Genomic DNA, 22,172 nt, shown 5'->3' with positions numbered 1-22,172 from the left:
ATCGCCGGACGAAGCGGCCGGCGAGCGGCCCTGAGTCGGAGGTGGCGATGCCCGAGGCACTGCTCTGGGCGGCGGCGATCCTGCTGGCGGTGGCTGCCGGCTGGGCGTGGAACAGTTGGCGACACCGCGTCGCCAGTCGACGCCCGGGGACCCGGCCGGGCAAGGGCGCCGCATCGCGTACCGGTGGCCGTCGGCCCGCGCCGCCCCGGCCACGCGGCGACCGTCCGGCAACCAGGCCCCGGTCCCGCGACGCCGACCGCGCGGTGGACACGCCGGCGCCGGGTGAGATCTGGTGGGCCGATGTGCCGTACGCCGACGGCACCGGGTCGAAGGTCCGGCCGTGCCTGGTGCTGCGGGCCGACTCCCGGGGCGTCGACGTCCTGAAGATCACCAGCCAGGACAAGAGTGACCGCGACGACCATGTGCGGATCCCCACCCGGAACTGGGATCCCGGTGCCGAGCACGACAGCTACCTGAGCCTCACCGAGCCGACCCGGATAAGCGTTGCCGCCTTCGCCGACCGCGCCGGCACCTGTGACGCCGGCCTGTGGCGCAAGGTCCGCGGCCTTCACCACCTACCCACCGGCTGACCGCGGCCCGACGGCGCGTCACTTGATCAACTCGGATTCCTGGAAGTCGGGGGTGTTCCGAAAGCTCGGACACCGCGACTTCCTGGAACCCGAGTTGATCAAGCACCGGAGAGGTCTGCGCGGCGGGCCGGGGCAGCGGAATCCGCCGCAGCCGTGTCAGTCCCAGGCCGCGCCGAGCGTGGCGAGCTGGTCGGCGTACTCGATCCGGTCGACCCACCCCTGCGGCCAGGCGCTCATCCCCGCGGCCGCACCCACGAAGGCGCCGGCGAGTGCGGCGATCGAGTCGGAGTCACCGGCGGTGGTGGCACCCCGGGCCAGCGCCGCCACCGGGTCGTCGGCGTGGCGGACGGCGCAGAGCAGCGCGGTGGCCAGCGCCTCCTCGGCCACCCAGCCCTCCCCGGTGGCTCGGCACGGGTCACCGCCGTCGTCCGGCTCGCCCAGGGCGGTCGTGAGCCGGCCCAGCACCGCCAGGCACTCGTCCCAGCCCTGGGCGATGAAATCCTGCGGCGTGCCCACCCCCGCGCGCTGCCAGAGGTCACCCAGCCATTGCTCCCGGTATACCCGGCGCTGCGACCGCGCCCGCTCGGTGAGCAGCGCCGGAAGCTCGGCAAGCGCGGCGCCGTCGCGCAGCACGTAGACCGCGTACGCGGTCAGTTCGCTTGCCGCCAACCCGGTCGGGTGACCGTGGGTCAGCCCGGCCTGCAACTGGGCCAACCCGGCAAGCGTGTCCAGGTCGACGTCGAGCAGCCCGACCGGGGTGACCCGCATGTTGGCCCCGCACCCCTTCGACCCGGCCACTGTCGCGTCCTGCCAGCGCAGCCCTCGACTCAGCTCGGCGCACGCCCGCAGGCAGGTCATCCCCGGGGCACGGTTGTTGTCCGGGCTGACCGACCAGGCCAGGAAACGCGCCCGCAGCAGCGGCTCCACCGCCTCCGGGTGAAGCGACGGCGACTCGTGCAGCGCCCAGCCCACCGCCAGCGCCATCTGGGTGTCGTCGGTGACAAGCGCCGGCTCGCCGGTCAGCTCACGCGGGCCGGCCGGGCCGTAGCGGTGCTCGATCTCGGCGACGGTGAGGAACTCGGTGGGCTTGCCCAGCGCGTCACCGTAGGCGAGGCCGAAGAGCGAACCAGAGGCGCGCAGCGCTGGGGTGGGAGTCACGGCGGCCATGATGCCCGACCGCCGCAACCCCTCGCGGGTCAGTCCCAGCAGAGGCAGAACGGGTGGTCGGCCGGGTCGGCGTAGACCCGGAAGCCCTCACCCTCGCCCGGCAGCCGGCGGGCACCGAGCGCGAGCACCGCCTTCTCGGCGGCCTCGACGTCGTCCACCGTCACATCCACGTGGAACTGCTGCGGGCGCTCCGGATCCGGCCAGTCGGGAGCACGCAGGTTGAGCGCCCGCTGGAACGCCAGTCGTGGCTGGTGCCCGGGCGGGCCGCCGAGCACCACCCATTCGTCGTCGTCGGTGTCGCCCTCGACCAGGGGCAGGCCGAGCAGCTCCGCGTAGAACGCGGCAAGCGCCCGCGGATCGGGGCAGTCGATCACCACTGAACGTAGCTGTCCAATCATGGCCATCATTCTGCGCAGCGGGTACGACAGGAAACATCAGCTCTCGGCGAGTCGCCGGCCCGCGTCCCGGCAGGCGGCGAGCACCGTGCGGGCGTACCCGTCGCTGGCACCCGCGAGGCCGCACGACGGCGTGACGACCACCTGCTCGGCGAGCTGCCGACGGGGAAAACCGAGACGGTCCCAGAGATGACGTACCCGATCGGCAACCTGTGCGGAGGTCGGCGCCGGGCCGGCCGACGGCGGCAGCGTCGGCACGGCCCCGGCCAGCAGCCCGAGGCCGGCGTCGATCGCCTCGCCCAGCGGGTCCAGCTCGGTGATCAGGCCCAGGTCCAGGGCGACCGCGACGGCGCCGGTGGAACGGATCAGCTCCAGCGGCACCTCCGGGGCGCAGCAGTGCACCACTGCCGGCACACCGACCGTCTCGATGATCGTGCGCAGCATCGCGGCGGCGTCCACCGAATCCACAGCCCGGTACGCGCCCAGGCCACTCTCGGTCGGCACCCGCCCGGCCAGCACGGTCGGCAGCGACGGCTCGTCGAGTTGCAGGAGCACCGACGCCCGGGGCAACCGCCGGGCGACAGCCGCGACATGGGCGCGCAACCCCTCGGCGAGGGAGCCCGTGAGGTCACGAACAGCGCCGGGGTCACGCAGCAGCCGACCGCCGATGGGCAGTTCCAGCGCGGCGGCCATGGTGAGCGGGCCACCGGCCTGCACCTTGACCAGGCCGGCGTACTCCTCGGCCTGCTCGCCCAACTGGTCCAGGTCGCGTTCCATCAGATCCCTGGCCCGGCGCAGGTCGCGGCCCGTGCGCGGGGCGACGCGCCAACGCCCGGCGTACAGCTCGACGGGCACCTCCACAAGCAGCCCGGCAGTGCGGCCGATCAGGTCGGCGCCGGGCCCGCGCGCCGGCAGCTCCGGCAGGTGGGGCAGTGCGGGAAGCTCACCGAGGACCACCCGCTGGGCCTCGGCGATGTCGGTGCCGGGCAGCGAACCGATACCGGTCGCCGCGCCGGCCGGCCAGGGCCACGCCTGATCTGTCACGGCCGAAGGCTATCCCGGTGTACGCGCCGACCATGCGGCGACCATGCGACAGGTCAGCCGCTGATGGTGGCGGAGCCCAGGACCACGTCGCCAGCCGGATCCGGCCGGTACGCCACCACGGCCTGACCGGCGGCGACCCCGCGCACCGGCCGGCGCAGCTCGGCGTGGAACGTGTCACCGTCGAGGTCGACTGTCGCCGGCACCACATCCCCGTGCGCCCGCAGCTGCACCTCGCACTCGACAGGCGAGGTCGGACGGGGGCCGCCGGTCCAGACCGGACGGGTGGCCCGCACCCGGGACACCTCAAGCGCCTCGGCGGGGCCGACCGTCACCGTGTTGGTCTTCGGCGTGATCGAGAGCACATAGCGCGGCCGGCCGTCCGCCGCCGGCCGGTCCAGGTGCAACCCACGTCGCTGACCCACCGTGTACGCGTACGCGCCCGTGTGGCTGCCGACGACCGCGCCGGTGCTCGCGTCCACCACGTCGCCGGGCGCCTCGCCCAGCCGACCGGCCAGGAAGCCACGGGTGTCACCGTCGGCGATGAAGCAGATGTCGTGGGAGTCCGGCTTGTCGGCGACCGCCAGGCCACGCTCGGCGGCCTCCGCGCGGACCTGCGCCTTCGTCGAGTCACCGAGCGGGAACATCGACCGGTCCAGCTGCTCGCGGGTCAACACCGCCAGCACGTACGACTGATCCTTCGCCACGTCGACACTGCGCCGCAGCAGCCCGTCCGGGCCGAGCCGGGCGTGGTGGCCGGTCACGACGGCGTCGAAGCCCAGGGCCACCGCCCGGTCCAGCACCGCGGCAAACTTGATCTTCTCGTTGCAACGCAGGCACGGATTCGGCGTACGGCCGGCGGCGTACTCCGCCACGAAGTCGTCCACCACGTCCTCGTGGAAACGGTCGGCCATGTCCCAGACGTAGAACGGAATGCCGATCACGTCGGCGGCCCGCCGCGCGTCCCGGGAATCCTCCAGGGTGCAGCAACCGCGCGCCCCGGTCCGGTAGGTCTGTGGATTGCGGGCCAGCGCCAGGTGCACGCCTGTCACCTCGTGCCCGGCCGCCGCCGCCCGCGCCGCCGCCACGGCAGAGTCAACACCGCCCGACATAGCCGCTAATACCCTCACCAGCAACCCCCTCCCAAACCCCCACGCCAACCCTATCCACCAACCCAATCCAACCCCCACCCCCGCCCCGCCCCAACCCCAGGCCTCACGCACTCCGCCGGCACTCACGCTCGCACCACGCGCCCACGCAGGGCTCACGCCCCACCACTCCAGGGTTCACGCCCCGCCCATCCCAGGCTCACTTCCCCCACCCACCTTCACGGCTCGCACCCCGCCCCACGGGAAGCTCGCCCCCCGCTCGCCCCAGGCTCGCTCGCACCCCGCCCCACGGGAGGCTCGCCCCCCGCTCTTCCCAGGGCTCGCTCGCACCCCGCCCCACCCGACACTCGCGCCCCACCACACCCCAGGCTCGCCCCACACCCACCGCGAGCTCCGTCCACCCCAGGGCTTGCGGTCCGCACCACCCGCCGCTCGGGCACCGCGCCCCACCCAAGGTTCGCGTCGATCATGGAGTGGCGGTGCCCGACAAGAAGTGATAAGCACCTTCTGTCCCCCGCCACAACTCCATGATCGACCCAGTCCTGCCGCGCCCAACGCCCCCACCCCGGCGATCTTGCACTTCCTGCCCTGGCATAAGCCGCAAAGGCCCCGAACCGGCGACCGAAAGTGCGAGATCGCGCGGGAAGGGAGGGCGGCTCAAGGCGGCGCAGCGCGAACGGGCAGCGCAGCGCGCGGGGGCAGCGCAGCGCAGCAGCGCAGCGCGAGGCAGGGCGGCGGCGGCTGGGCTAGCGGGGGGTTCGGGGGGAGGCTGCTCGGCGGGCTCGGTCTACCGCTGCCGGGAGGGCTGCGATCAGGGCGTCCACGTCTGCCTGGGTGCTGGTGTGGCCGAGCGTGAAGCGCAACGAGGAGCGGGCGCGGTCGTCGTCGGCGCCCATCGCCAGCAGTACGTGCGAGGGCTGCGCCACCCCGGCCGAGCAGGCCGAACCCGTCGAGCAGGCGATGCCTTGGGCGTCGAGCAGGAGCAGCAGCGCGTCGCCCTCGCAGCCGGGGAAGGAGAAGTGCGCGTTGCCGGGCAGCCGGTCGGTCGGGTCGCCGTTGTAGATCACCTCGGGCACCGCTCGGCGGACCCGCTCAATCAGGTCGTCGCGGAGCGCGGCGACTCGGGCCGCGTACTCCTGCTGGCCCTTCACCGCCGTCTCGACGGCGACCGCGAAGGCGACGATGCCTGCGGTGTCCAGCGTGCCGGACCGGACGTCGCGTTCCTGCCCACCGCCGTGCAGCAGCGGGGTGGCCGCCACGTCCCGGCCGAGCAGCAGCGCGCCGACGCCGGTCGGCCCGCCCAGCTTGTGGCCGGTGACGGTGAGCGCGGCGGCACCGCTGGCGGCGAAGTCGACAGGCACCTGGCCGACCGCCTGGATGGCGTCGGTGTGGAACGGTACGCCGTGCTCGGCGGCGACGGCAGCCAGCTCGGCGACCGGTTGCACGGTGCCTACCTCGTTGTTGGCCCACATTGCGGTGACCACTGCCACCCGGTCGGCGTGGGCGGTCAGTTCGGCGCGCAGGTCCTCCGGGTTGAGCCGGCCTGCGGAGTCTGGTGGCAGCCATCCGACCTCGGCACCTTCGTGCCCGACCAGCCAGTCGACCGAGTCGAGGACCGCGTGGTGTTCGACGGCGCTGGAGACCACTCGTCGGCGGTCGGGGCCGGTGCCCCGGCGGGCCCAGAAGATGCCCTTGACGGCGAGGTTGTCGCTCTCCGTGCCGCCACCAGTGAAGATCACCTCGGACGGCCTGGCGCCCAGCACCGCGGCGATCCGCTCGCGCGACTCCTCGACCCGGCGACGGGCACGACGACCCGCCGCGTGCAGTGAGGACGCGTTGCCGACCTCGCGGGCGGTAGCGGCGTACGCCTCCAGTGCCTCGTCGAGCATCGGAGTGGTTGCCGCGTGATCCAGGTAAGCCATCACCGCTCAGCCTACGGCCGACACGGTGGGGACCGGATGCCGGTCGGGCGGCGAAACGGCGCGGCCGGGGCGGGAGGATGCTCCGGCCCCGGCGCGACGCAGGTCGGGCCAGGTCAGGCCGGTACCGCCGTGACGACGATGTTGTCGCGGTATTTACGGGCTTTGGCGTCGAACGGCCCGCCGCAGGTGATCAGGGTCAGTCGTGCTTCACCGTCGCGGGCGAAGTACCGGTCCAACGGGATCTTGGTCTTGGCGTACTCCTCCCGGGCGACGACCCGGTATCTCCGTGCCGTGCCGTCGCTGCCGGTCGCGGTGAGGGTGTCGCCCTGGTCCAGGTCGCGGAGCCGGAAGAACGCACCCTTGCCCTGCTGGGCGCTGTCCACGTGACCGGCGATGACCACCGAGCCAGCGTCCGCTTCCAGGCCGGGGCCGAAGCGGTACCAGCCGATCTGGTCGACGCTTGGCGGCACCTCGAACTCGTTTGTCCGCTCGTTGACGCCGACCGCGTTGACGGTGGCGGTGACGTTGATCTCCGGGATCACCAGCCGGACCGGCGGGACGACCTCCGCGCCGGCCGGCAGGTCACCGGCGGCTACCGGGACGCCACCGGTGGCCGGCGCGATCGCGGTGGCGGTGGCGGTGGCGGTGGCGGTTGCCAACGCGCTGGCCTCCTGCGCGCCGACGTTCTCGGCAGGCTGGGATTCGCAGGCCACAAGCGTGGCGACGGTGAGCGCGGCAACGCCGGCGGCCGTTGCCGCCAGCGCGCCGCGGTTGCGCACCGTCACTGGCGACCGGTCCGCGCGGTAGCCATCCGCACCCCGCCGCTGAGCAGCAGCAGGACTCCGGCGCCGGTGAGTACGTACCACCAGGTGTCCACGCCCGTGCCGGCCTGGCCACCGTCACCGCTCGGCACGCCGCCCGGGGCGGAGTGCAGGCCGGTGATGGTCTGGGCCACCACGTCGAGGGTTTTGCCCTCGGCGGAGCCGATCGCGTAGACGATCGTCGCGGTGCCCTCCTTGAGGTTGAGGTCCGCCGGGCCGATGGCCACGGTGTCGGTGCCGGCCAGCACCACGTCCGCCTTCACGCTGCCCGCGTCGACGTCGCCCTTGGCCTCGTTCGGGTTGGTCAGGTCCTCGAAGACCGGGGTCCCGCCGGCCCGGACGTCCACCGCCGGGGCGGCGGCGGTGTGCCGGACGATCAGGCGGGCCTTGCCGGCGTCGACCTTCGAGACGTCGTTCACGAAGGGGGTGATCTTCGGCTGGCCGGCGGCGTCGAGGTGCGCGGCGATGCTGATGTTCGCCCCGCCCGGCACCGCCGCGTTGTCGACCTTGAGGATCGCCTTGTCGATCGCCTCACCCGGCTTGGTGAGGGCGATGTCGTAGTCGCCCGCCTCCAGGTTCAGCGGGCCGGCAACGTCACCGGGCTTGAAGTTGTCGAGCGTCTTCTCGCCGTTGACGTAGACGTCGACGGGGGTGTCCGGAATGCCGTGCACGACGGAGACCTTCGACGTGGCGGCGTACGCGGGGGTGGCGGTGAACGCGCCGACACCGGCGAAGGCCAGCGCGGCGACCGCGCTGCCGGCCGCGACCCGACGGAAGTACGAGAGCTGCATCTGTCTGCCTCCTGGTGATTACTGCTGATTCGTCAGGCTTGGCTTGCAGAACGGGTTACGCCGGATACGCGACGGGCGGATGCGCACCGGACGCACTTTTTTTCGCGGCCCTCGCCCGCATCCGAATCGGGCCCGCGGAGCGAAGAGCTGGTGAGATGACATCGATCGGGAGAGTGGGGCGAGGGCTGTGGCAGCTACAGTCGGGCATGCCCCATCGAAGGCGAGCTGCCCGATGACGGCGCCACCTGAGAACCCAGATCCCCACGTGGACGACGTGGCGCTCCGGTTCCGGGCTGGCGACGAGGTGGCGCTCCGCGAGGCGTACGACAGCTATGGCCGTGCCGTTCTCCACCTGGCCACATCCATGTTGGCCAACCGTGCCGACGCCGAGGACGTGACCCAGGCGACGTTCGTCGCCGCCTGGCTGGGGAGAGACACGTTCGACCCGGCAAAGGGTTCGCTGATCGGCTGGCTGCTCGGCATCGGTCGGCGCAAGGTGATCGACCGGATGCGGGCGTCGGCCCGGGAGACCCGGGTGGTGGAGACGGTCCGGCAGCTGCCCGAGCCGACACCTACCGGCCCCGACCCGGATCGTGTGGTGGACCGGTTGGTGATCGCCGACGAGCTGTCCCGCCTCCCGGACGACCAGCGGCGCATGCTGGAGTTGGCCTTCTACGACGACCTGACACACCAGCAGATAGCGACGGTGACGGGGGTGCCGTTGGGCACCGTGAAGAGTCACATTCGACGCGGCATGGCGAGCTTGAAACGCAGATGGGAGGTGGACGGTGCAGCACCTGGACCACGACCGGCTGGTCTTTCTGGCGCTCGGTGAGATCGAGGCGGACGACGGGGACAGCACCCACCTCGACACCTGCGAGGCCTGCCGGGTGGAGATGGCCGCCCTTCAGGAGGTGGCCGGGCTCGGTGCGGAGACGCAGGGCCTGTCTGCTCTGCCCGACCCGCCGGAGCACATCTGGCAGGGCATCGCGGCCGAGATCAGCGCGGCGCAGGCCCTGCCGTCGCTGACGACTGCCCCCCGCCAGCAGAGCGTTGACCAGCCGATCAGCGCCCCGGCCCCGGAGCGGTCGAGCGGCAGGTCGCGGGCCGGTCGGCGGCGCGGCTGGTCGCGCATGGCGGCCACCGCGGTGACCGCGGCCGCCGCCGCGGCGGTCGCTGTGGTGGGAACGGTGTCCGTGCTGCGGCCGGACGATCCCGCGCCCGCTCCGCCACCGGCGGTGGTGGCAAGTGCGCCGCTGGCGGCGTACGGGTCGACGCCCCCGGCGGCCACCGGAGATGCCCGGGTTCTCGATGGCGGCCAACTACATCTGCATGTGGCGAATCTCCCGAGCGTGCCTGGGTACTACGAGGTCTGGCTCATCAACCCGACGACTATGCAGATGTTCTCGGTCGGCACCCTGGGTGGGAGTTCGGACGCGCTGCTCCCGCTGCCACCCAACGTCGACCTGAGTGCCTACTCGGTGGTGGACGTCTCCGCCGAGCAGTACGACAACAAGCCCGCCCACTCCGGCGACAGTCTGCTGAGGGGCACCTTGACGGGCTGATCGGCGGGCCGGCTCAGCTCCCCGGCCCGCCGATCAGCTCCCTGAGCGACGAGAAGTGGCCGCCCCCGCGAGGGGACGGCCACTTTCGTGTCGCCGGGTGTCACTTACGCTTGCGGATCTCCTCGGCAGCCTGCGGGACGATCTTGAACAGGTCGCCCACCACGCCGAAGTCGGCCAGCTCGAAGATCGGCGCCTCGCCGTCCTTGTTGACCGCGACGATGGTCTTGGAGGTCTGCATGCCGGCCCGGTGCTGGATGGCACCGGAGATGCCGAGCGCGACGTAGAGCTGCGGGGAGACCGTCTTGCCGGTCTGCCCCACCTGGAACTGGTGCGGGTAGAAGCCGGAGTCGACAGCCGCGCGGGACGCGCCGACGGCGCCACCCAGCAGGTCTGCCAACTCCTCGACCAGCTTGAAGTTGTCGGCGTTGCCGACACCGCGACCGCCGGAGACGACCACGCCGGCCTCGGTCAGCTCGGGGCGGGAGCCCTTCTGCTCGGCGACCCGCTCGACGACCTTTGCCAGCTTGTCGGTGTCGGTGACCGACACGGTGAGCTGCTCGATCGCCGGGGTGGCCGCGGCCGGGCTCGGGGTGACCGAGTTGGGCCGGACGGTGACCAGTGGCAGGCCCTTGGTGACCTTGGACTTGACGATTGCCGAGCCGGCGAAGGCGACCTGGGTGGCGGTGCCGTCGGCGGCCAGGCCGACCACGTCGGTCAGGATGCCGTTGTCCAGCTTGACGGCGAGGCGGGCGGCGATCTCCTTGCCCTCCTGCGCCGACGCCAGCAGCACGGCGGCCGGCTGCACGCGCTTGACCAGTTCGGCAAGCACCGTGGCCTTGGGGGCCACCAGGTAGCCGTCGATCTCGTCACCCTCGGCGGCGTAGATCTTTTCCGCGCCGTACTCGCCCAGCTTGGCGCTCAGCGCCTCGGCCGCGCCAGCGCCGCCGAGCACGACAGCGCTGGGCGTGCCCAGCTCACGGGCGATCGTGAGCATCTCCAGGGTGACCTTCTTGACGCCGAATTCCTTTGTGGCTTCGACGACGACGAGAACCTCAGACATGTCCAGACCCGCTCTCACACGAACTTTTCGGTGGCGAGGAACTCGACCAGCTTGACGCCGCCCTCGCCCTCATCGGTGATCTTGGCGCCGCCGGAGCGCGGCGGACGCTTGCTGTGCTCGACGACGGCGCTGGTCGCGCCGTCGAAGCCCACCTCGTTGGGCGCGACGCCGAGGTCGGCCAGCGAGAGCGTCTGCACCGGCTTCTTCTTGGCGGCCATGATGCCCTTGAACGACGGGTAGCGCGGCTCGTTGATGGTGTCCCAGACGGAGACCACGGCCGGGGTGGAGGCGGTGACCACCTCGTAGCCCTCCTCGGTCTGCCGCTCGACGGTGAGCGTGGAGCCGTCGACGGTGAGCTTGCGGGCGCCGGTGAGCGCCGCGACACCGAGTCGCTCGGCGATCATGTGCGGCATGACCTGGACCCGGCCGTCGGTGGACTCCGCGCCGCAGATCACCAGGTCGGCGTTGAGCTGACCCAGCGCGGTGGCGAGCACCTTCGAGGTGGCCACGGCGCAGGACCCGTGCAGGGCGTCGTCCACCACGTGCACGGCCTTGTCCGGGCCCATGGAGAGCGCCTTGCGGATCGACTCGGTCGCGCGGTCCGGACCCATGGTCAGGATCGTGACCTCGCCACCGTGCGCCTCCTTGATCTTCAGCGCCTCCTCGATGGCGTACTCGTCCATCTCGTTGATCACGTTGTTCGCCGAACCGCGGTCGACGGTGTTGTCGTCACTGCGCAGGTTGCGGTCCGCGCCCGAATCAGGCACCTGCTTGACGAGTACGACGATATTCATCGCGCTTCGACGACCCTCCTGTGTGGTGTTGCCTTGGCTCGCCCGGTCTGGGCCGCAGCCTCGCGCGTCTACTGACGCCCGGTCAACCGCGGACTGTTGTGCAGTTGCCCACGGCGCAATGTTACCTGCCAGTAGGTTGCGGCTCTCGGGCACTCAGAGTGACACAGCTCACCGACGGGCGCGCACTCAGGCCTACTCGGCCAGCGCACCCCGGATCTGGTCGATGACGGCGGCCTCCGCCGGTGCCACCCCGTCGTGCGCCCGGGCCACCCGGTCCGCCGCGGTCAACACCACCGTTCGGTACGCCCCGGCATCCGCCGGTGACTTCTCCCGCAGGATCCGCATCGCCCGGCCGAGCGCCGGCAGCACCACCGACTCGATCTCCAACTGGGACGTCCGGGGCAGCCGGGGCAGCGGACCGGTGGTCAGCGCCTCCTTGACCACCCCGCTGGCGCCGGCAAGCGCGCCGGACGCGGCGAAGCTCTCCCGGAACACCGCGAGCATCCCCGGGTCGGCGTTGGCGACCAGGGCGACGGCGCCGAAGGCACCTGTCTTCAGGGTCAGCCGCTCCTCGTCCGTCAACCGCTGCTCCATGATCACGGAGTGTAGACGTACGGAGTGGTGGTAGTGACCGGGACGAGGCCGAGCCACTGCAGAATCGGCCGGCTGTCCTCGGACGCGTCCACCTGCAGCAGGGTCCGGCCCCGCTGGTCGGCAAGCCGCGCCCGGTACGTGACAAGCGCCCGGTAGATGCCCTTGCGGCGCCACTGCGGCAGGGTGGAGCCGCCCCAGAGCGTGCCGAACCCGGTGTTCGGTGGAAACCGCACCCAGCCGGCGCTCACCACGGTCTCGCCCGCCTCGGCCACCACCACTGTGATCGAGTGCGGGTCGGCGTCGATCTCCTTGGCCAGGCCCGTCACCAGGTGCGAGCGGTCCTCCTGCCACACCTCCTCCTCCATGGCGGCGATCCGCTCCAGGTCCGCCCCGGACGTCACCTCACGCAGGCGTACCCCCTCGGGGGCGACCGGCAGCGCGGCGGCCAGCGGCGCGACCGGCCCGATCACGACGGTCTCCCGGTCCTGCGCGACGAACCCGGCGGCGCGCAGGCGGTCGGGCAGGTCGGCCGGCTCGTCGTGCCCGTTGAGCTTCCACTCCACCGACTGGCCGCGCTGCCCGAACAACTCCACCTGCCGGGCGATCAGCTCGTCAAGCGCGTCGCCGGCCAGGCCGCCGAGGTCGCGGTAGGTGAGGAACCCGCCGGCGTCGAGTCCGATAATCCGGACCAGCGGGCCGTCCCGCTCGACAGTCACGCCGGCCGGAACCGGGTCGGGGATCTCCGGGCGGAGTTGGTTGTCGTAGGCGGCACGCAGCGTCAACACGTCAATATCGGTCACCGGCTCAGGCTAAGCCGCAGGGGAAGCGGATAATTGGCGTCGTGTGGGAGGCGATCAGGCGTTGGTTCGACCCGGCCGAGTTGCGGGCAGTGGGCGAGACACCGGACTACCGGTTCTCGCTGGCCAACGAGCGGACGTTCCTAGCGTGGTTGCGCACCAGCCTGGCGCTTGTCGGCGGCGGGTTGGCCGCGGCGCAGTTCCTGCCACCGCTGGCGGTGAACCACCTGCGGGAGGCCATCGCTGTCACGTTGCTGCTGCTCGGCGCCGCCGTCGCGGTCCGCGCGGTCGACCACTGGGCGCGAACTGAGCGGGCCATCCGGCTCGGTGAGGAGTTGCCCGCCTCCCGATTCCCCGCCGTCCTCGCCCTCGCCGTCGGCGCCGGCGCGGTGTTGCTGGTGATCGCGGTGCTGCTCCGGGCGATCGGCGGGCGGTGAGCGCCGTACGCGACCCGGGGCTGCAACCGGAACGGACCCGCCTGTCGTGGCGGCGCACCCTGCTGACACTGACCGTGGTGACCGCGCTCGCCGTCCGGCTGGCGTCCGAGGACGGCCTGGTCGGCGCGCTGATCGCGGGTGTGGCCGTCCTGCTCTGGGGAGCAGTGCTCAAGCTCTGCTGGCCCCGAAGCATCGGCACCGGGGTGGCGCGCACCGGCGGCCGAACCCTGCCCCTTGTCGCTCTGGGCACGGTCGGGCTCGCGCTGCTCGGGGTGGTGCTGACGACTCACGGAGTGGGGTGATGCGACGCGGTGCGCCATGATAGGTGCATGGCCCGGCTGTACATACTCCTATTCCTGGTGCAGATTGTCCTCGCCGTCTGCGCACTGATCAGCTGCCTCTCCGCAGAGGAGGGTCAGATTCGCGTCCTTCCCCGGATCGTCTGGGCGCTGATCATCTTGTTCTTCCCGCTGGTCGGGTCGATCGCCTGGTTCCTCGCCGGACGGGAGCCCAAGCCCGGCGCAGCCGGTCTCGGCAAGATCTGGCCGGCCGGCAGCGCGGCCGAGCGGCAGCCCCGCCGGCCGCTGGCCCCCGACGACGACCCGGAGTTCCTGCGCTCCGTGCAGGACCGCGCCAAGCAGCAGGACGAGGAGCTCTTTCGCCGCTGGGAGGAGGACCTCCGGCGACGCGAGGACGACCTGCGGCGGCGCGACGATCCGCCTCGTGAGGGTGACCGGCCGGAGGTCTGACAACAGACCGCCGTCGCCCCACCTGGGGGCGACGGCGGCGGGTGCGACTCAGGCCAGGTTCGACGACCGGGGGTACGCGTCGGTCGGGTCGGTGAGCACGTTGACCAGGTACGGCACACCGGCATCGAACGCCCGTTGCAGGGCCGGCCCCAGGTCGGCGGCCTTGGCGACGGTCTCCCCCGCACCGCCGAGCGCGCTTACCACCGTGTCGTAGCGCAGCTCCGGCTGCAGGTCGGCGGCCACGTCGTAGCCGTACATGGCCTTCATCGGGTGCTTCTCCAGCCCCCAGATGCCGTTGTTGCCGACCACGATCACCACCGGCAGCTTCTGGCGGGCCAGCGACTCGACGTCCATCAGCGAGAAGCCGGCGGCGCCGTCGCCCATCAGCACGCAGATCTGCCGGTCCGGGTGGCTGACACGGGCACCCATCGCGTAGCCCATGCCAGTGCCCAGGCAGCCGTACGGGCCGGGGTCCAGCCAGGTGCCGGGCTGCGCCGGCTCCAGGTAGCGGCCGGCGTACGAGACGAAGTCGCCGCCGTCGCCGATGGTGATCGCGTCGCGGGCCAGCACCCGGCGCAGCTCGCCGTAGATCCGGGCGGGACGGATCGGGTCGGTCTCGGCGGCCATCTCGGCGGCGTCGCGTGCCTTCGCCGCGTCCTCGGCGACGCGCAGGTCGGCGATCCAGTCGGTGTGGTCGGCCCGGTCACCGGCGTGGTCGGCAAGCGCGGAGAGGATCAGGCGCAGGTCACCGGCGGGTGCCGCGGCCGGCTGCACGTGCGTCGCCCGCTGGGTGGGCGCGTCGACGATGTGCACCACCTTGGCGTCGCCGAAGTCACCGAAGCTGAGCCGGAAGTCGAGCGGGGTGCCGACCACCACGACGACGTCGGCGCCGGAGAGCGCGGCCCGGCGGGCCTTGGCGAAGGCGAGAGGGTGCTCCGGCGGCAGCGAGCCGCGGCCCATCCCGTTGGTGAAGACCGGCACCTGCAACGCCTCGGCGGCCTCCCGCAGCGCGGCCACCGCGTCGCCCGCGTAGACGTCGGAGCCGGCGATGATGACAGGTCGCTGCGCGCCGGCGATCAGCGTCGCGGCCCGCCCGACCTCGTCCGGGTCCGGCTCGACCGGGTCGACGCCTGTCGGCGCGGGCACGTCCGCCTCGGAGACCGAGAAGACCGTCTCCAGCGGGAAGTCCAGGAACGCCGGGCCGCGGTGCGGGGTGAGCGCGGCAGTGAGGGCCGTGTCGATCGCGCGCGGGATGTCGTCGGTGCTGAAGACCGTCTCGGCGTGCTTGGTGACCGGGGCGACAAGCGGGAGGTGGTCCATCTCCTGGAGGCTGCCCGAGCCCCAGCGGAACGCGGGTGCCCTGCCCCCGAGCACGAGCACCGGGGAGGCGTTGAAGAACGCGCTCGTCATGCCCGAGATGCCGTTTGTGACACCGGGGCCGGCGGTGAGCACGGCGAGGCCCGGTCGGCGCTGGAGCTTGGCCACCGCCTCGGCGGCGAAGACCGCGGACTGCTCGTGCCGGACGTCGTAGATCGGGAAGTCGCTCTTGTGTGCGGCGTCGTAGAGCGGGAAGACGTGCCCACCGGACAGCGTGAACATCTCCCGTACGCCATGCGCGCGTAGTGCCGCCAGCGCCAACTCCCCGCCGTGACCCTCGATCCGCTCCGTCATTCCCCGCTCCCCTTCGTGTCGCCTGACCGAGGGCCCACGCTACTGGCCGGTAGAAAGAATGTGAACCATTCTCGATTCACCGGCGCGGGTCAGCGGCCAGTGAAGCCCGGCTTGCGCTTCTCGACGAAGGCCGCCATGCCCTCACGCCTGTCGTCGGTCGCGAACAGCGCCGCGAAGAGCTGGCTCTCCCACGCCAGGCCCGAGTTCAGGTCCATGTCCAGGCCGCCGTCGACCGCCAGCTTCGCCGCGCGCAGCGCCTGAACCGGCCCATTGAGGTACGGCGTGACGAGCGTGACCGCCGCGTCGTACACCTCGGCGGCCGGCACGACCCGGTCGGCCAGGCCGATCCGCAGCGCCTCCTGCGCGTCCACCATCCGCCCGGACATGATCAGATCCTTGGCGCGGGCCGGGCCGACCAGGCGGGCCAGCCGCTGGGTGCCGCCCGCACCGGGGATGATGCCGAGCTTGATCTCCGGCTGGCCGAGCTTGGCGTCCTCGGCCACCACCCGCCAGTCACAGGCGAGCGCCAACTCGCAGCCGCCACCGAGGGCGTACCCGGTGATCGCCGCGACCACCGGCTTGGGGATGCGGGCGATCGCGCCGAGCGCGCTGGACAGGGCAGCCGCCCGGTCGGCCATGTCCACGTAGGACATGTCGGCCATCTGCTTGATGTCCGCGCCCGCGGCGAAGACCTTTTCCCCGCCGTACACGATGACGGCGCGGACCTCGGGGTCGGCGGTGGCGGCCGTCGCGGCGGCGCGCAACTCCTCCTGCACCTGGGTGTTGAGCGCGTTCATCGGCGGCCGCTCCAGCCGGATCGTGCCGATGCCGTCAGTGGTCTCCAGCCGAACGAACTCGCCCACGCTGCCCTCACTTCCTCGTCGAAGTCGCGTGCCAACCTTACGACCCGGCTCGTTTGGGCAAGTAGTGTGGTGTCAGCCCCGCAGGCGGGAGTCAGCCATGGTCACGTATTACGACGACAAGTCGGTGCAGGTAACTTCCACCGCCATCCAAGTGGACGGCCGCAGCTACCCCCTTGCCGAGATCACCATGGTCTGGCATCGCCGGGGCAGCCGTTCCTGGCGGGTGCTCGTCGGTCGGGGAGCGATCGGCGCGGCGCTGGCCGGCCCACTTGTCGCGGCAGTGCTCGGCATCGGCGTGGCCGTCTGGCTGCACCGCTCGCCCACCGTGACGATCGCGATCGTCGGCGCCTCGGTGCTCGTCGGCCTCGCCGTCGGCCCTGTCGCCGACTTCCTCTTCGAACACCTGGACCGCTCGTACGCCAGGGGCAGCCGACAACTGGAGATCTGGGCCCGCTGGCGGGGCCACCCGGTGCGGTTGCTGCGGACCGGCGACGCGCTGCGCTTCGGCCAGATCTACCGGGCGTTGCAGCGTGCCATCGAGCACAGCCAGCCCGTCCGCCCCGCCACCCGCCGCTAGCTGATCAGAACCTGATCGGCTCGTCCGGCAGCAGGCCGAGACCCCGCAGTAGGCCGTAGAGGTCCTGCTCCCCCCAGAACTCGACGATTCTGCCGTGCGTCAACCGGTACATCTTGCAGGCGCTCTGCACAGCGGTGGCACCACTGGCGTCGCGCCGATAGGTCTGCGCCATCGAGACGACGACCCTGTCCTCGGCCGCGAAGATCTCGACGATCTGCTGGTCGAGCACCGTCAGCCCGGGCGAAAGCACAGCCCGCTCCACGAACTGCCGGCCCACCGCGCTCGTACCCGAGCCGTAGATACGCACGTCCTCGGCCACGACCGCCCGCAACTCGACCAGGTCTCGGGTGACGAAGGTGCGGAGATAGCGGCGGACGACCCCGACGTTGCGCTCCTGCTCGCTCACCGGCCCGACATTACGTTCCCAGACGCGCGCCGTGGGGCCTCACGACGACCCGAGCCGAGGCGCGTCGGCGGGACGGGTGGAGGGTCCTTTGCTGCCTAATGGAGCTGATGTCGTAAACGAATCGGGGTACGGGCGTGCGACTTCGCGCAGCATGCGGGCGGGGCCGCGCCCTGGCAGCAGACGTACGGCGGCGGCCACGCGGCGGTCGGGTTCGGAGCGGGAGCCGGTGATGTCGTAGACGATTCAGCTCCAAAGGACGGACGGACCACCCTCGCTGGCCGCACCCCCTCGTCGCTGTCGGCGCGACGCACGACGGACGGTGCGGGCTTGACCACCGATGGTTAGGCTTAGTGATGACCCTCTATTACCGGGACGACGCTGTGCAGGTGACATCCGAGTCGATCCGGGCCGGTGGCCAGGTAATCGCCCTGGCTGACGTGACGTTCGTCTGGCACGCCCGGGGGGCCAAGACACTCGCGGTGCGCGGCCGGGTGCTGGGTCGCGGTGTGCTGGTCCTGCTGTTGTCGCTGCCGCCGTTGGTGGCTGTGGTGTGCGTCCTCTCGCTGGCGTGGTCCGCGCAGGATCGGGGCAACTGGCAGTTGGCGCTGATCATCCTCGCGGCCTGCGCCGTGGGGGCGTTGGCGCTGACCCCGTTCCTGGAGATCCCGCTCGGCTGGCTGGACCGCTCCTACGAGCGCGGCAGCCACGTGCACGAGCTGTGGGTGCAGCACCACGGTCGGGAGCAGTTGCTGCTGCGTACTCCGGACGCCCTACGGTTCGGGCAGATCTACCGGGCCGTGCAGCGCGCCGTCGAGCAGCAGGGCGACCACAGGTGACCACTCGCCGGGCCGGTCAGCTCAGCGGCAGGGTGGTGGCGATCGGCCAGCCCAGCAGGGCGGCTCCCACCGCGGCCGACAACCAGCGCGGGGCGCCGTAGCGGCGCAGCACTGCCGCCCAGATGGCATGCCAGCCGAGCAGCAGCACGAGCAGCGGCACCACGAGCAGCACGAACCCGGGTGCCAGACCGACCACCGCCGACGCGGTAAGCACGAGCACGGTGCCCGCGACGACGAGCAGGTGTCGCCACGTCCGACCGGCGGCGGCAAGCTCGACACCGAGCAGGAACAGCAGGCAGCCGGCGAGCACCAGCGGGAGCAGCCACCAGCGGGCACCCACCGGCAGCGCCGACGTCAGGCCCAGGTGGGTCGGCAGCGCGATGGCGGCGACCGCGTACGCCGTAAGCGTCAGCGCCGCGACGCCGGTCCGCGCCGGCCGACGGCCCGGCGGCGTTCGCGTCGTGAGAAGCAGCGCCGCCAACGGGACCACACCCACGCCGAACGCCAGCATCAGCAACGCCGCCCCGGCGAGCCGCGCGAGCGGCCGTGGCGCGGCGGTCCCGTCCGCGCTGGGCAGCCAGTTGGCGACTTCCCGGTGGGTACGCGGGGCGAACAGCACCGCGACGTGCTCCACCCCGGGCACCACCACCGCCGGCCGTCGCCCCATCGCCGCACCCCGCCCGACGGCGTCGTCGGCCGCACGCCGGAACGAGGGGAACTCCGCGCCGCCGACGATGAGCAGCAGCTCCGCCGGGCGGCCCGGGGGCAGCTCGCCGGCGCTGGGCAGCGAGATCGCCACGGTCCGGGCGATCTCGGGGTGGTCGACGGCGTACCGGGCGACCGCACCGGCACCCATCGAGTGCCCGACAAGCATGATCTGATGTTCATCCACATCGGACAACGAGCGCAGGTGACCGACCGCGGCGTCCACGTCGGCGGCGAGCCGCGCGGCGGACGTGTCCGCAGGGAGCGGGGCCGGGTTGGCGCCGTGACCGGCGAAGTCGAACAGCAGCGCGACCGCACCTCGACGGGCCACGGTGTCGGCGAACGGGCGCATCAACCGGGCCGAGCCGGCGAATCCGTGTGCGATCACCACGCCGGGCCGCCGCACGTCGGGTGTCGGCGCGCCCGCGCGTACCTCGGTCATCGGCACACCCCCGACGGTGACGTGGCGGACGGTGAGACCGTCGTCGGCGCGGACCAGCACCAGCGTGCCGAGCGCGGCGGCGACCGCCGCGAGCACGGCGAGCAGAACCGTGGTCCGGGTGCTCGGCGGGCGGTGCGGCGAGGGGGCCGACATGGCGGCACCCTACCGTCGAGCGGGCCACCGGCGACTCCGCCGGACGAGCGGTTGTGGCGCGACCGGCGCACACTTGACCACATGGCGATTCCCCTCCCCACACCGTCCGCGATGGTCGGCCTGACCCGTTCCGCCCTCGACCAGGCGATGGGCTCAGCCGCCTCGTTCGCCGCCGTGCCCGCCCGCGCGTTCGCGGTGCTGGACGGGGTGGAGGCGCTGCTGGCCCGGATCAACGGCGTGGTGGACCGGATCGAGACGACCCTGGACCGGACCGACCAGGTGCTCACCGACGCCGAGGGCGCGGTCCGCGAGGTGGCCGTCATCAGCGCCGCCGCGACCACCGCCATCGACACGGCCACCGAGGTGGCGGCGTCCGCCGCCGTGGTGATCGCCGAGGCCGAGCGGGTCTCCCGCGTCGCCGGCACGGTTGTCGCCGAGGCCGAGAGTGTCTCCCGGGCCGCCGGCACGGTCGTCGCCGAGGCCGGGACCGTCGCCGGCACCGCCGCGGTCACGGTGGGCAAGGCGTCCCAGGCCGCGACCACTGCTGCCGAACTGCTCGCGGCGTACGAGCCGGCGCTGCGCAGGGCCGCCCCGATGGCGGAGAGGTTCGTGGAGGAGTTGAGCCACGAGGAGATCACCGCGGCGATCCACCTGATCGACGAGCTGCCCAAGCTCAAGGAGCACCTGACCGCCGACATCCTGCCGATCCTTTCCACCCTGGATCGGGTCGGCCCCGACCTGCACGACCTGCTCGACGTCACCCGCGACCTCAAGCTCGCCGTGGCCGGCATCCCCGGCCTGGGCATGCTGCGTCGGCGCGGCGAGAAGCTCAGCGACGAAGCCGCCGGCTGAGCGCCCGGTCAGCCCGGGGCGTACAGCTCGTCGATCTCGGCGCGACGCGGCAGTGCCACCGAAGCGCCGAGCTTGCGGACGCAGGCCGCTCCGGCCGCCGACGCCCAGCGCACCGCGTCGACCACGTCCCGACCCTCGCCCCAGCCGACGGCGAGCGCGGCAGTGAACGCGTCGCCGGCCGCCGTGGAGTCGACCACGTCGACAGCGACCGCTGGCACGTGCACCTCGGTGCCGTCCCGGTCGACGTACCAGGCACCATCGCCGCCGAGGGTGAGCACGGCGCGGGGCACCAGGTCGAGCAGCGCCCGTGGGTCCTCCCGGCCTCGACCGGTGAACGCCTGCGCCTCGCCCTCGTTGACGACCAGCAGGTCCACCGCCGCGAGCAGTTCCGGCGGCAGGTCCCGGGCCGGTGCGGCGTTCAGGATGACCCGGGTGCCGGCCGCGCGAGCCACCAGGGCGGCGGTGGTCACCGTCTGCACCGGGATCTCCAGTTGGGTGACGAGGACGTCCGCCGCGCGTACGGTGGCCAGTTCCTCTTCGGTGAGGTCGACGAGCGCGTCGTTCGCGCCGGGGGTGACGACGATGGCGTTCTCCCCCTGCGCGTTGACCATCACCACCGCCACGCCGGAGGTGCCGTAGGCAACCCGCAGTTGGTCGGTGTCCACGCCGGCCGCGGTGATCCGGGCGCGGAGGGTGACGCCGAACGCGTCGGAGCCGATGGCGCCGAGGAAGACGCAGGAGGCACCGGCCCGGACGGCGGCGATGGCCTGGTTGGCGCCCTTGCCGCCGGGCACCATCACGAAGTCGGTGCCGAGCATGGTCTCACCCGGCCGGGGCAGCGAGGGCGCCATCGCGACCAGGTCCATGTTGGCGCTGCCCACCACGACCACGCGGGTCTGCGGCACGGTCACCTCCCCGGTCGGCTGCTCAGGCGGCGCGTGCGGTGTAGCGGTCGCCGGACCGCTCGACCACAAGCGGCAGACCGAAGGTCTTGGAGAGGTTGTCGCCGTTAAGCGTCTCGGTGAGCAGGCCCTGGGCGACGACTGCCCCCTCGCGCAGCAGCAGCGCGTGGGTGAACCCGGGCGGGATCTCCTCCACGTGGTGGGTGACGAGCACCAGGGCCGGGGCGTCCGGGTCGTACGCCAGCTCGGCCAGCCGGCCGACCAGGTCCTCACGGCCGCCCAGGTCGAGCCCGGCGGTGGGCTCGTCGAGCAGCAGCAACTCCGGGTCGGTCATCAGCGCCCGGGCGATCTGCACCCGCTTGCGTTCGCCCTCGGAGAGCGTGCCGTAGCGGCGCTCGGCGAGGCCGCCGACACCGAGCTGGCTGAGCAGCGCCCGAGCCCGCGCCTCGTCCCCGCGGTCGTAGCTCTCCCGCCAGCGGCCGACCACCGACCACGCGGCGGTCATCACCACGTCACTCACCTGCTCCTCGGCGGGCACCCGCTCGGCGAGCGCGGCGGTGGAGAGCCCGATCCGGGTACGCAGCTCGTTGACGTCGGTGCGGCCGATCCGCTCACCCAGGACGTGCGCGACGCCTGTGGTGGGGTGCAGTCGGCCGGCGGCGAGGTTGAGCAGGGTGGTCTTGCCCGCGCCGTTGGGGCCGAGCACGACCCAGCGTTCGTCCAGCTCGACCCGCCAGGTCAGGTCCTGCAGCAGTGCGGTGCCGGAGCGGCGTACGCCGACGCTGTCGAGGCTGACCACCAGATCCGGGTCCACGGGGGTGGCGGCGGGCGCAGCGCCCGCGGCGCCGGGGATCAGGTCACCAGTCACCCGCCCATCCAACCACGCAGCGTCGACGTACCCCCCATGGGCGGCGTACCGGCCATAGGGTGAAC

General features: G+C 72.3%; 26 protein-coding genes. 9 read left to right on the top strand and 17 right to left on the bottom strand.

The features are described 5' to 3' along the window. The first annotated feature begins 47 nt into the window (after nt 1–47). Nucleotides 48–590: a type II toxin-antitoxin system PemK/MazF family toxin gene (locus tag ACFY2Q_RS13110; RefSeq protein WP_387129848.1), complete on the top strand. Its 543-nt coding sequence runs from the start codon at nt 48–50 to the stop codon at nt 588–590. A 156-nt stretch (nt 591–746) separates the two neighbouring features. On the opposite strand, the gene ACFY2Q_RS13105 is transcribed toward ACFY2Q_RS13110, so the two are convergent. The 7 genes from ACFY2Q_RS13105 to ACFY2Q_RS13075 all read right to left on the bottom strand — a co-directional run bounded on the left by ACFY2Q_RS13105 (nt 747) and on the right by ACFY2Q_RS13075 (nt 7,836). After that, entirely contained in the window at nt 747–1,757 is a 1,011-nt protein-coding gene (locus ACFY2Q_RS13105; protein ID WP_387129847.1) for an ADP-ribosylglycohydrolase family protein, read from the bottom strand. Nucleotides 1,758–1,786: 29 nt separating this feature from the next. Next, nucleotides 1,787–2,155, bottom strand: a complete 369-nt coding sequence (locus ACFY2Q_RS13100; RefSeq protein ID WP_387129846.1) for a VOC family protein — start codon at nt 2,153–2,155, stop codon at nt 1,787–1,789. 36 nt (nt 2,156–2,191) lie between these two features. After that, the gene (locus ACFY2Q_RS13095; protein WP_387129845.1) at nt 2,192–3,196 is read right to left on the bottom strand and encodes a methionine synthase; all 1,005 of its coding nucleotides are present in this window, start codon (nt 3,194–3,196) and stop codon (nt 2,192–2,194) included. A gap of 53 nt (nt 3,197–3,249) precedes the next feature. After that, complete coding sequence (mnmA, locus tag ACFY2Q_RS13090; RefSeq protein ID WP_387129844.1) at nt 3,250–4,323, bottom strand: tRNA 2-thiouridine(34) synthase MnmA; 1,074 nt, start codon at nt 4,321–4,323, stop codon at nt 3,250–3,252. Nucleotides 4,324–5,048: 725 nt separating this feature from the next. Further along, a complete protein-coding gene (locus ACFY2Q_RS13085; protein ID WP_387129842.1) occupies nt 5,049–6,224 on the bottom strand; it encodes a cysteine desulfurase family protein in 1,176 nt (391 codons plus the stop codon). Between the two features lie 113 nt (nt 6,225–6,337). Next, a complete protein-coding gene (locus ACFY2Q_RS13080; RefSeq protein WP_387129840.1) occupies nt 6,338–7,009 on the bottom strand; it encodes a class F sortase in 672 nt (223 codons plus the stop codon). Beyond that, a complete protein-coding gene (locus ACFY2Q_RS13075) occupies nt 7,006–7,836 on the bottom strand; it encodes a DUF4397 domain-containing protein (protein WP_387129839.1) in 831 nt (276 codons plus the stop codon). The genes ACFY2Q_RS13080 and ACFY2Q_RS13075 overlap by 4 nt, the downstream gene beginning before the upstream one ends. Nucleotides 7,837–8,068: 232 nt before the next feature. Between ACFY2Q_RS13075 and ACFY2Q_RS13070 the strand changes: the two genes are divergently transcribed. Together ACFY2Q_RS13070 and ACFY2Q_RS13065 are read left to right on the top strand one after the other, a co-directional pair. Continuing rightward, a complete protein-coding gene (locus ACFY2Q_RS13070) occupies nt 8,069–8,671 on the top strand; it encodes an RNA polymerase sigma factor (RefSeq protein ID WP_387129838.1) in 603 nt (200 codons plus the stop codon). After that, on the top strand, nt 8,625–9,401 hold the full coding sequence (locus ACFY2Q_RS13065; RefSeq protein ID WP_387129836.1) for an anti-sigma factor: 777 nt from the start codon (nt 8,625–8,627) through the stop codon (nt 9,399–9,401). Before ACFY2Q_RS13070 ends, ACFY2Q_RS13065 begins: the two co-directional genes overlap by 47 nt. A 100-nt stretch (nt 9,402–9,501) precedes the next feature. On the opposite strand, the gene ACFY2Q_RS13060 is transcribed toward ACFY2Q_RS13065, so the two are convergent. The 4 genes from ACFY2Q_RS13060 to ACFY2Q_RS13045 all read right to left on the bottom strand — a co-directional run bounded on the left by ACFY2Q_RS13060 (nt 9,502) and on the right by ACFY2Q_RS13045 (nt 12,649). Continuing rightward, nucleotides 9,502–10,461 (bottom strand): electron transfer flavoprotein subunit alpha/FixB family protein, encoded by a 960-nt coding sequence (locus ACFY2Q_RS13060; RefSeq protein ID WP_355630226.1) that lies wholly within the window; start codon nt 10,459–10,461, stop codon nt 9,502–9,504. Nucleotides 10,462–10,475: 14 nt separating this feature from the next. Next, entirely contained in the window at nt 10,476–11,255 is a 780-nt protein-coding gene (locus ACFY2Q_RS13055; RefSeq protein WP_387129834.1) for an electron transfer flavoprotein subunit beta/FixA family protein, read from the bottom strand. Between the two features lie 192 nt (nt 11,256–11,447). Beyond that, on the bottom strand, nt 11,448–11,849 hold the full coding sequence (locus tag ACFY2Q_RS13050; RefSeq protein WP_387129833.1) for a hypothetical protein: 402 nt from the start codon (nt 11,847–11,849) through the stop codon (nt 11,448–11,450). A 2-nt stretch (nt 11,850–11,851) separates the two neighbouring features. Then, nucleotides 11,852–12,649, bottom strand: coding sequence for a GNAT family N-acetyltransferase (locus ACFY2Q_RS13045; protein ID WP_387129830.1), 798 nt, complete (start codon nt 12,647–12,649; stop codon nt 11,852–11,854). 41 nt (nt 12,650–12,690) lie between these two features. Between ACFY2Q_RS13045 and ACFY2Q_RS13040 the strand changes: the two genes are divergently transcribed. The 3 genes from ACFY2Q_RS13040 to ACFY2Q_RS13030 are packed head-to-tail and all read left to right on the top strand — an operon-like array spanning nt 12,691 to nt 13,832. Beyond that, on the top strand, nt 12,691–13,083 hold the full coding sequence (locus ACFY2Q_RS13040; protein WP_387129828.1) for a YidH family protein: 393 nt from the start codon (nt 12,691–12,693) through the stop codon (nt 13,081–13,083). Beyond that, nucleotides 13,080–13,385, top strand: coding sequence for a DUF202 domain-containing protein (locus tag ACFY2Q_RS13035; protein WP_387129826.1), 306 nt, complete (start codon nt 13,080–13,082; stop codon nt 13,383–13,385). Before ACFY2Q_RS13040 ends, ACFY2Q_RS13035 begins: the two co-directional genes overlap by 4 nt. 27 nt (nt 13,386–13,412) lie before the next feature. After that, nucleotides 13,413–13,832, top strand: a complete 420-nt coding sequence (locus ACFY2Q_RS13030) for a PLD nuclease N-terminal domain-containing protein (protein WP_387129825.1) — start codon at nt 13,413–13,415, stop codon at nt 13,830–13,832. 48 nt (nt 13,833–13,880) lie between these two features. On the opposite strand, the gene ACFY2Q_RS13025 is transcribed toward ACFY2Q_RS13030, so the two are convergent. Continuing rightward, a complete protein-coding gene (locus tag ACFY2Q_RS13025; protein ID WP_387129823.1) occupies nt 13,881–15,503 on the bottom strand; it encodes an acetolactate synthase in 1,623 nt (540 codons plus the stop codon). A gap of 89 nt (nt 15,504–15,592) precedes the next feature. Beyond that, nucleotides 15,593–16,366 (bottom strand): enoyl-CoA hydratase/isomerase family protein, encoded by a 774-nt coding sequence (locus ACFY2Q_RS13020; protein ID WP_387129822.1) that lies wholly within the window; start codon nt 16,364–16,366, stop codon nt 15,593–15,595. 97 nt (nt 16,367–16,463) lie between these two features. Between ACFY2Q_RS13020 and ACFY2Q_RS13015 the strand changes: the two genes are divergently transcribed. Then, nucleotides 16,464–16,943: a DUF6232 family protein gene (locus ACFY2Q_RS13015; RefSeq protein WP_387129821.1), complete on the top strand. Its 480-nt coding sequence runs from the start codon at nt 16,464–16,466 to the stop codon at nt 16,941–16,943. 4 nt (nt 16,944–16,947) lie between these two features. On the opposite strand, the gene ACFY2Q_RS13010 is transcribed toward ACFY2Q_RS13015, so the two are convergent. Continuing rightward, entirely contained in the window at nt 16,948–17,349 is a 402-nt protein-coding gene (locus ACFY2Q_RS13010) for a nuclear transport factor 2 family protein (protein ID WP_387129820.1), read from the bottom strand. A gap of 353 nt (nt 17,350–17,702) precedes the next feature. Here ACFY2Q_RS13010 and ACFY2Q_RS13005 point away from each other — a divergent pair, with 353 nt between their 5' ends. Then, nucleotides 17,703–18,185, top strand: coding sequence for a DUF6232 family protein (locus tag ACFY2Q_RS13005; protein WP_387129819.1), 483 nt, complete (start codon nt 17,703–17,705; stop codon nt 18,183–18,185). 16 nt (nt 18,186–18,201) lie between these two features. Here the strand turns inward: ACFY2Q_RS13005 and ACFY2Q_RS13000 are convergent, their stop codons facing one another. Then, entirely contained in the window at nt 18,202–19,485 is a 1,284-nt protein-coding gene (locus tag ACFY2Q_RS13000) for an alpha/beta hydrolase (RefSeq protein ID WP_387129818.1), read from the bottom strand. Between the two features lie 81 nt (nt 19,486–19,566). Between ACFY2Q_RS13000 and ACFY2Q_RS12995 the strand changes: the two genes are divergently transcribed. Further along, nucleotides 19,567–20,337: a hypothetical protein gene (locus ACFY2Q_RS12995; RefSeq protein ID WP_387129817.1), complete on the top strand. Its 771-nt coding sequence runs from the start codon at nt 19,567–19,569 to the stop codon at nt 20,335–20,337. Between the two features lie 8 nt (nt 20,338–20,345). On the opposite strand, the gene ACFY2Q_RS12990 is transcribed toward ACFY2Q_RS12995, so the two are convergent. Both ACFY2Q_RS12990 and ACFY2Q_RS12985 read right to left on the bottom strand, forming a co-directional pair. Beyond that, complete coding sequence (locus ACFY2Q_RS12990; RefSeq protein WP_387129816.1) at nt 20,346–21,242, bottom strand: ribokinase; 897 nt, start codon at nt 21,240–21,242, stop codon at nt 20,346–20,348. A 22-nt stretch (nt 21,243–21,264) separates the two neighbouring features. After that, nucleotides 21,265–22,119 carry an ABC transporter ATP-binding protein gene (locus tag ACFY2Q_RS12985; protein WP_387129814.1) on the bottom strand — a complete coding sequence of 285 codons (855 nt, stop codon included), beginning with the start codon at nt 22,117–22,119 and terminating at the stop codon, nt 21,265–21,267. Between the last annotated feature and the right edge of the window lie 53 nt (nt 22,120–22,172).

The organism is Micromonospora sp. NPDC000316, assembly GCF_042898885.1.
Lineage (GTDB): Bacteria > Actinomycetota > Actinomycetes > Mycobacteriales > Micromonosporaceae > Micromonospora.
The sequence above is the reverse complement of the archived record's forward strand: the minus strand, read 5'-3'. Positions and strand labels throughout refer to the sequence as shown.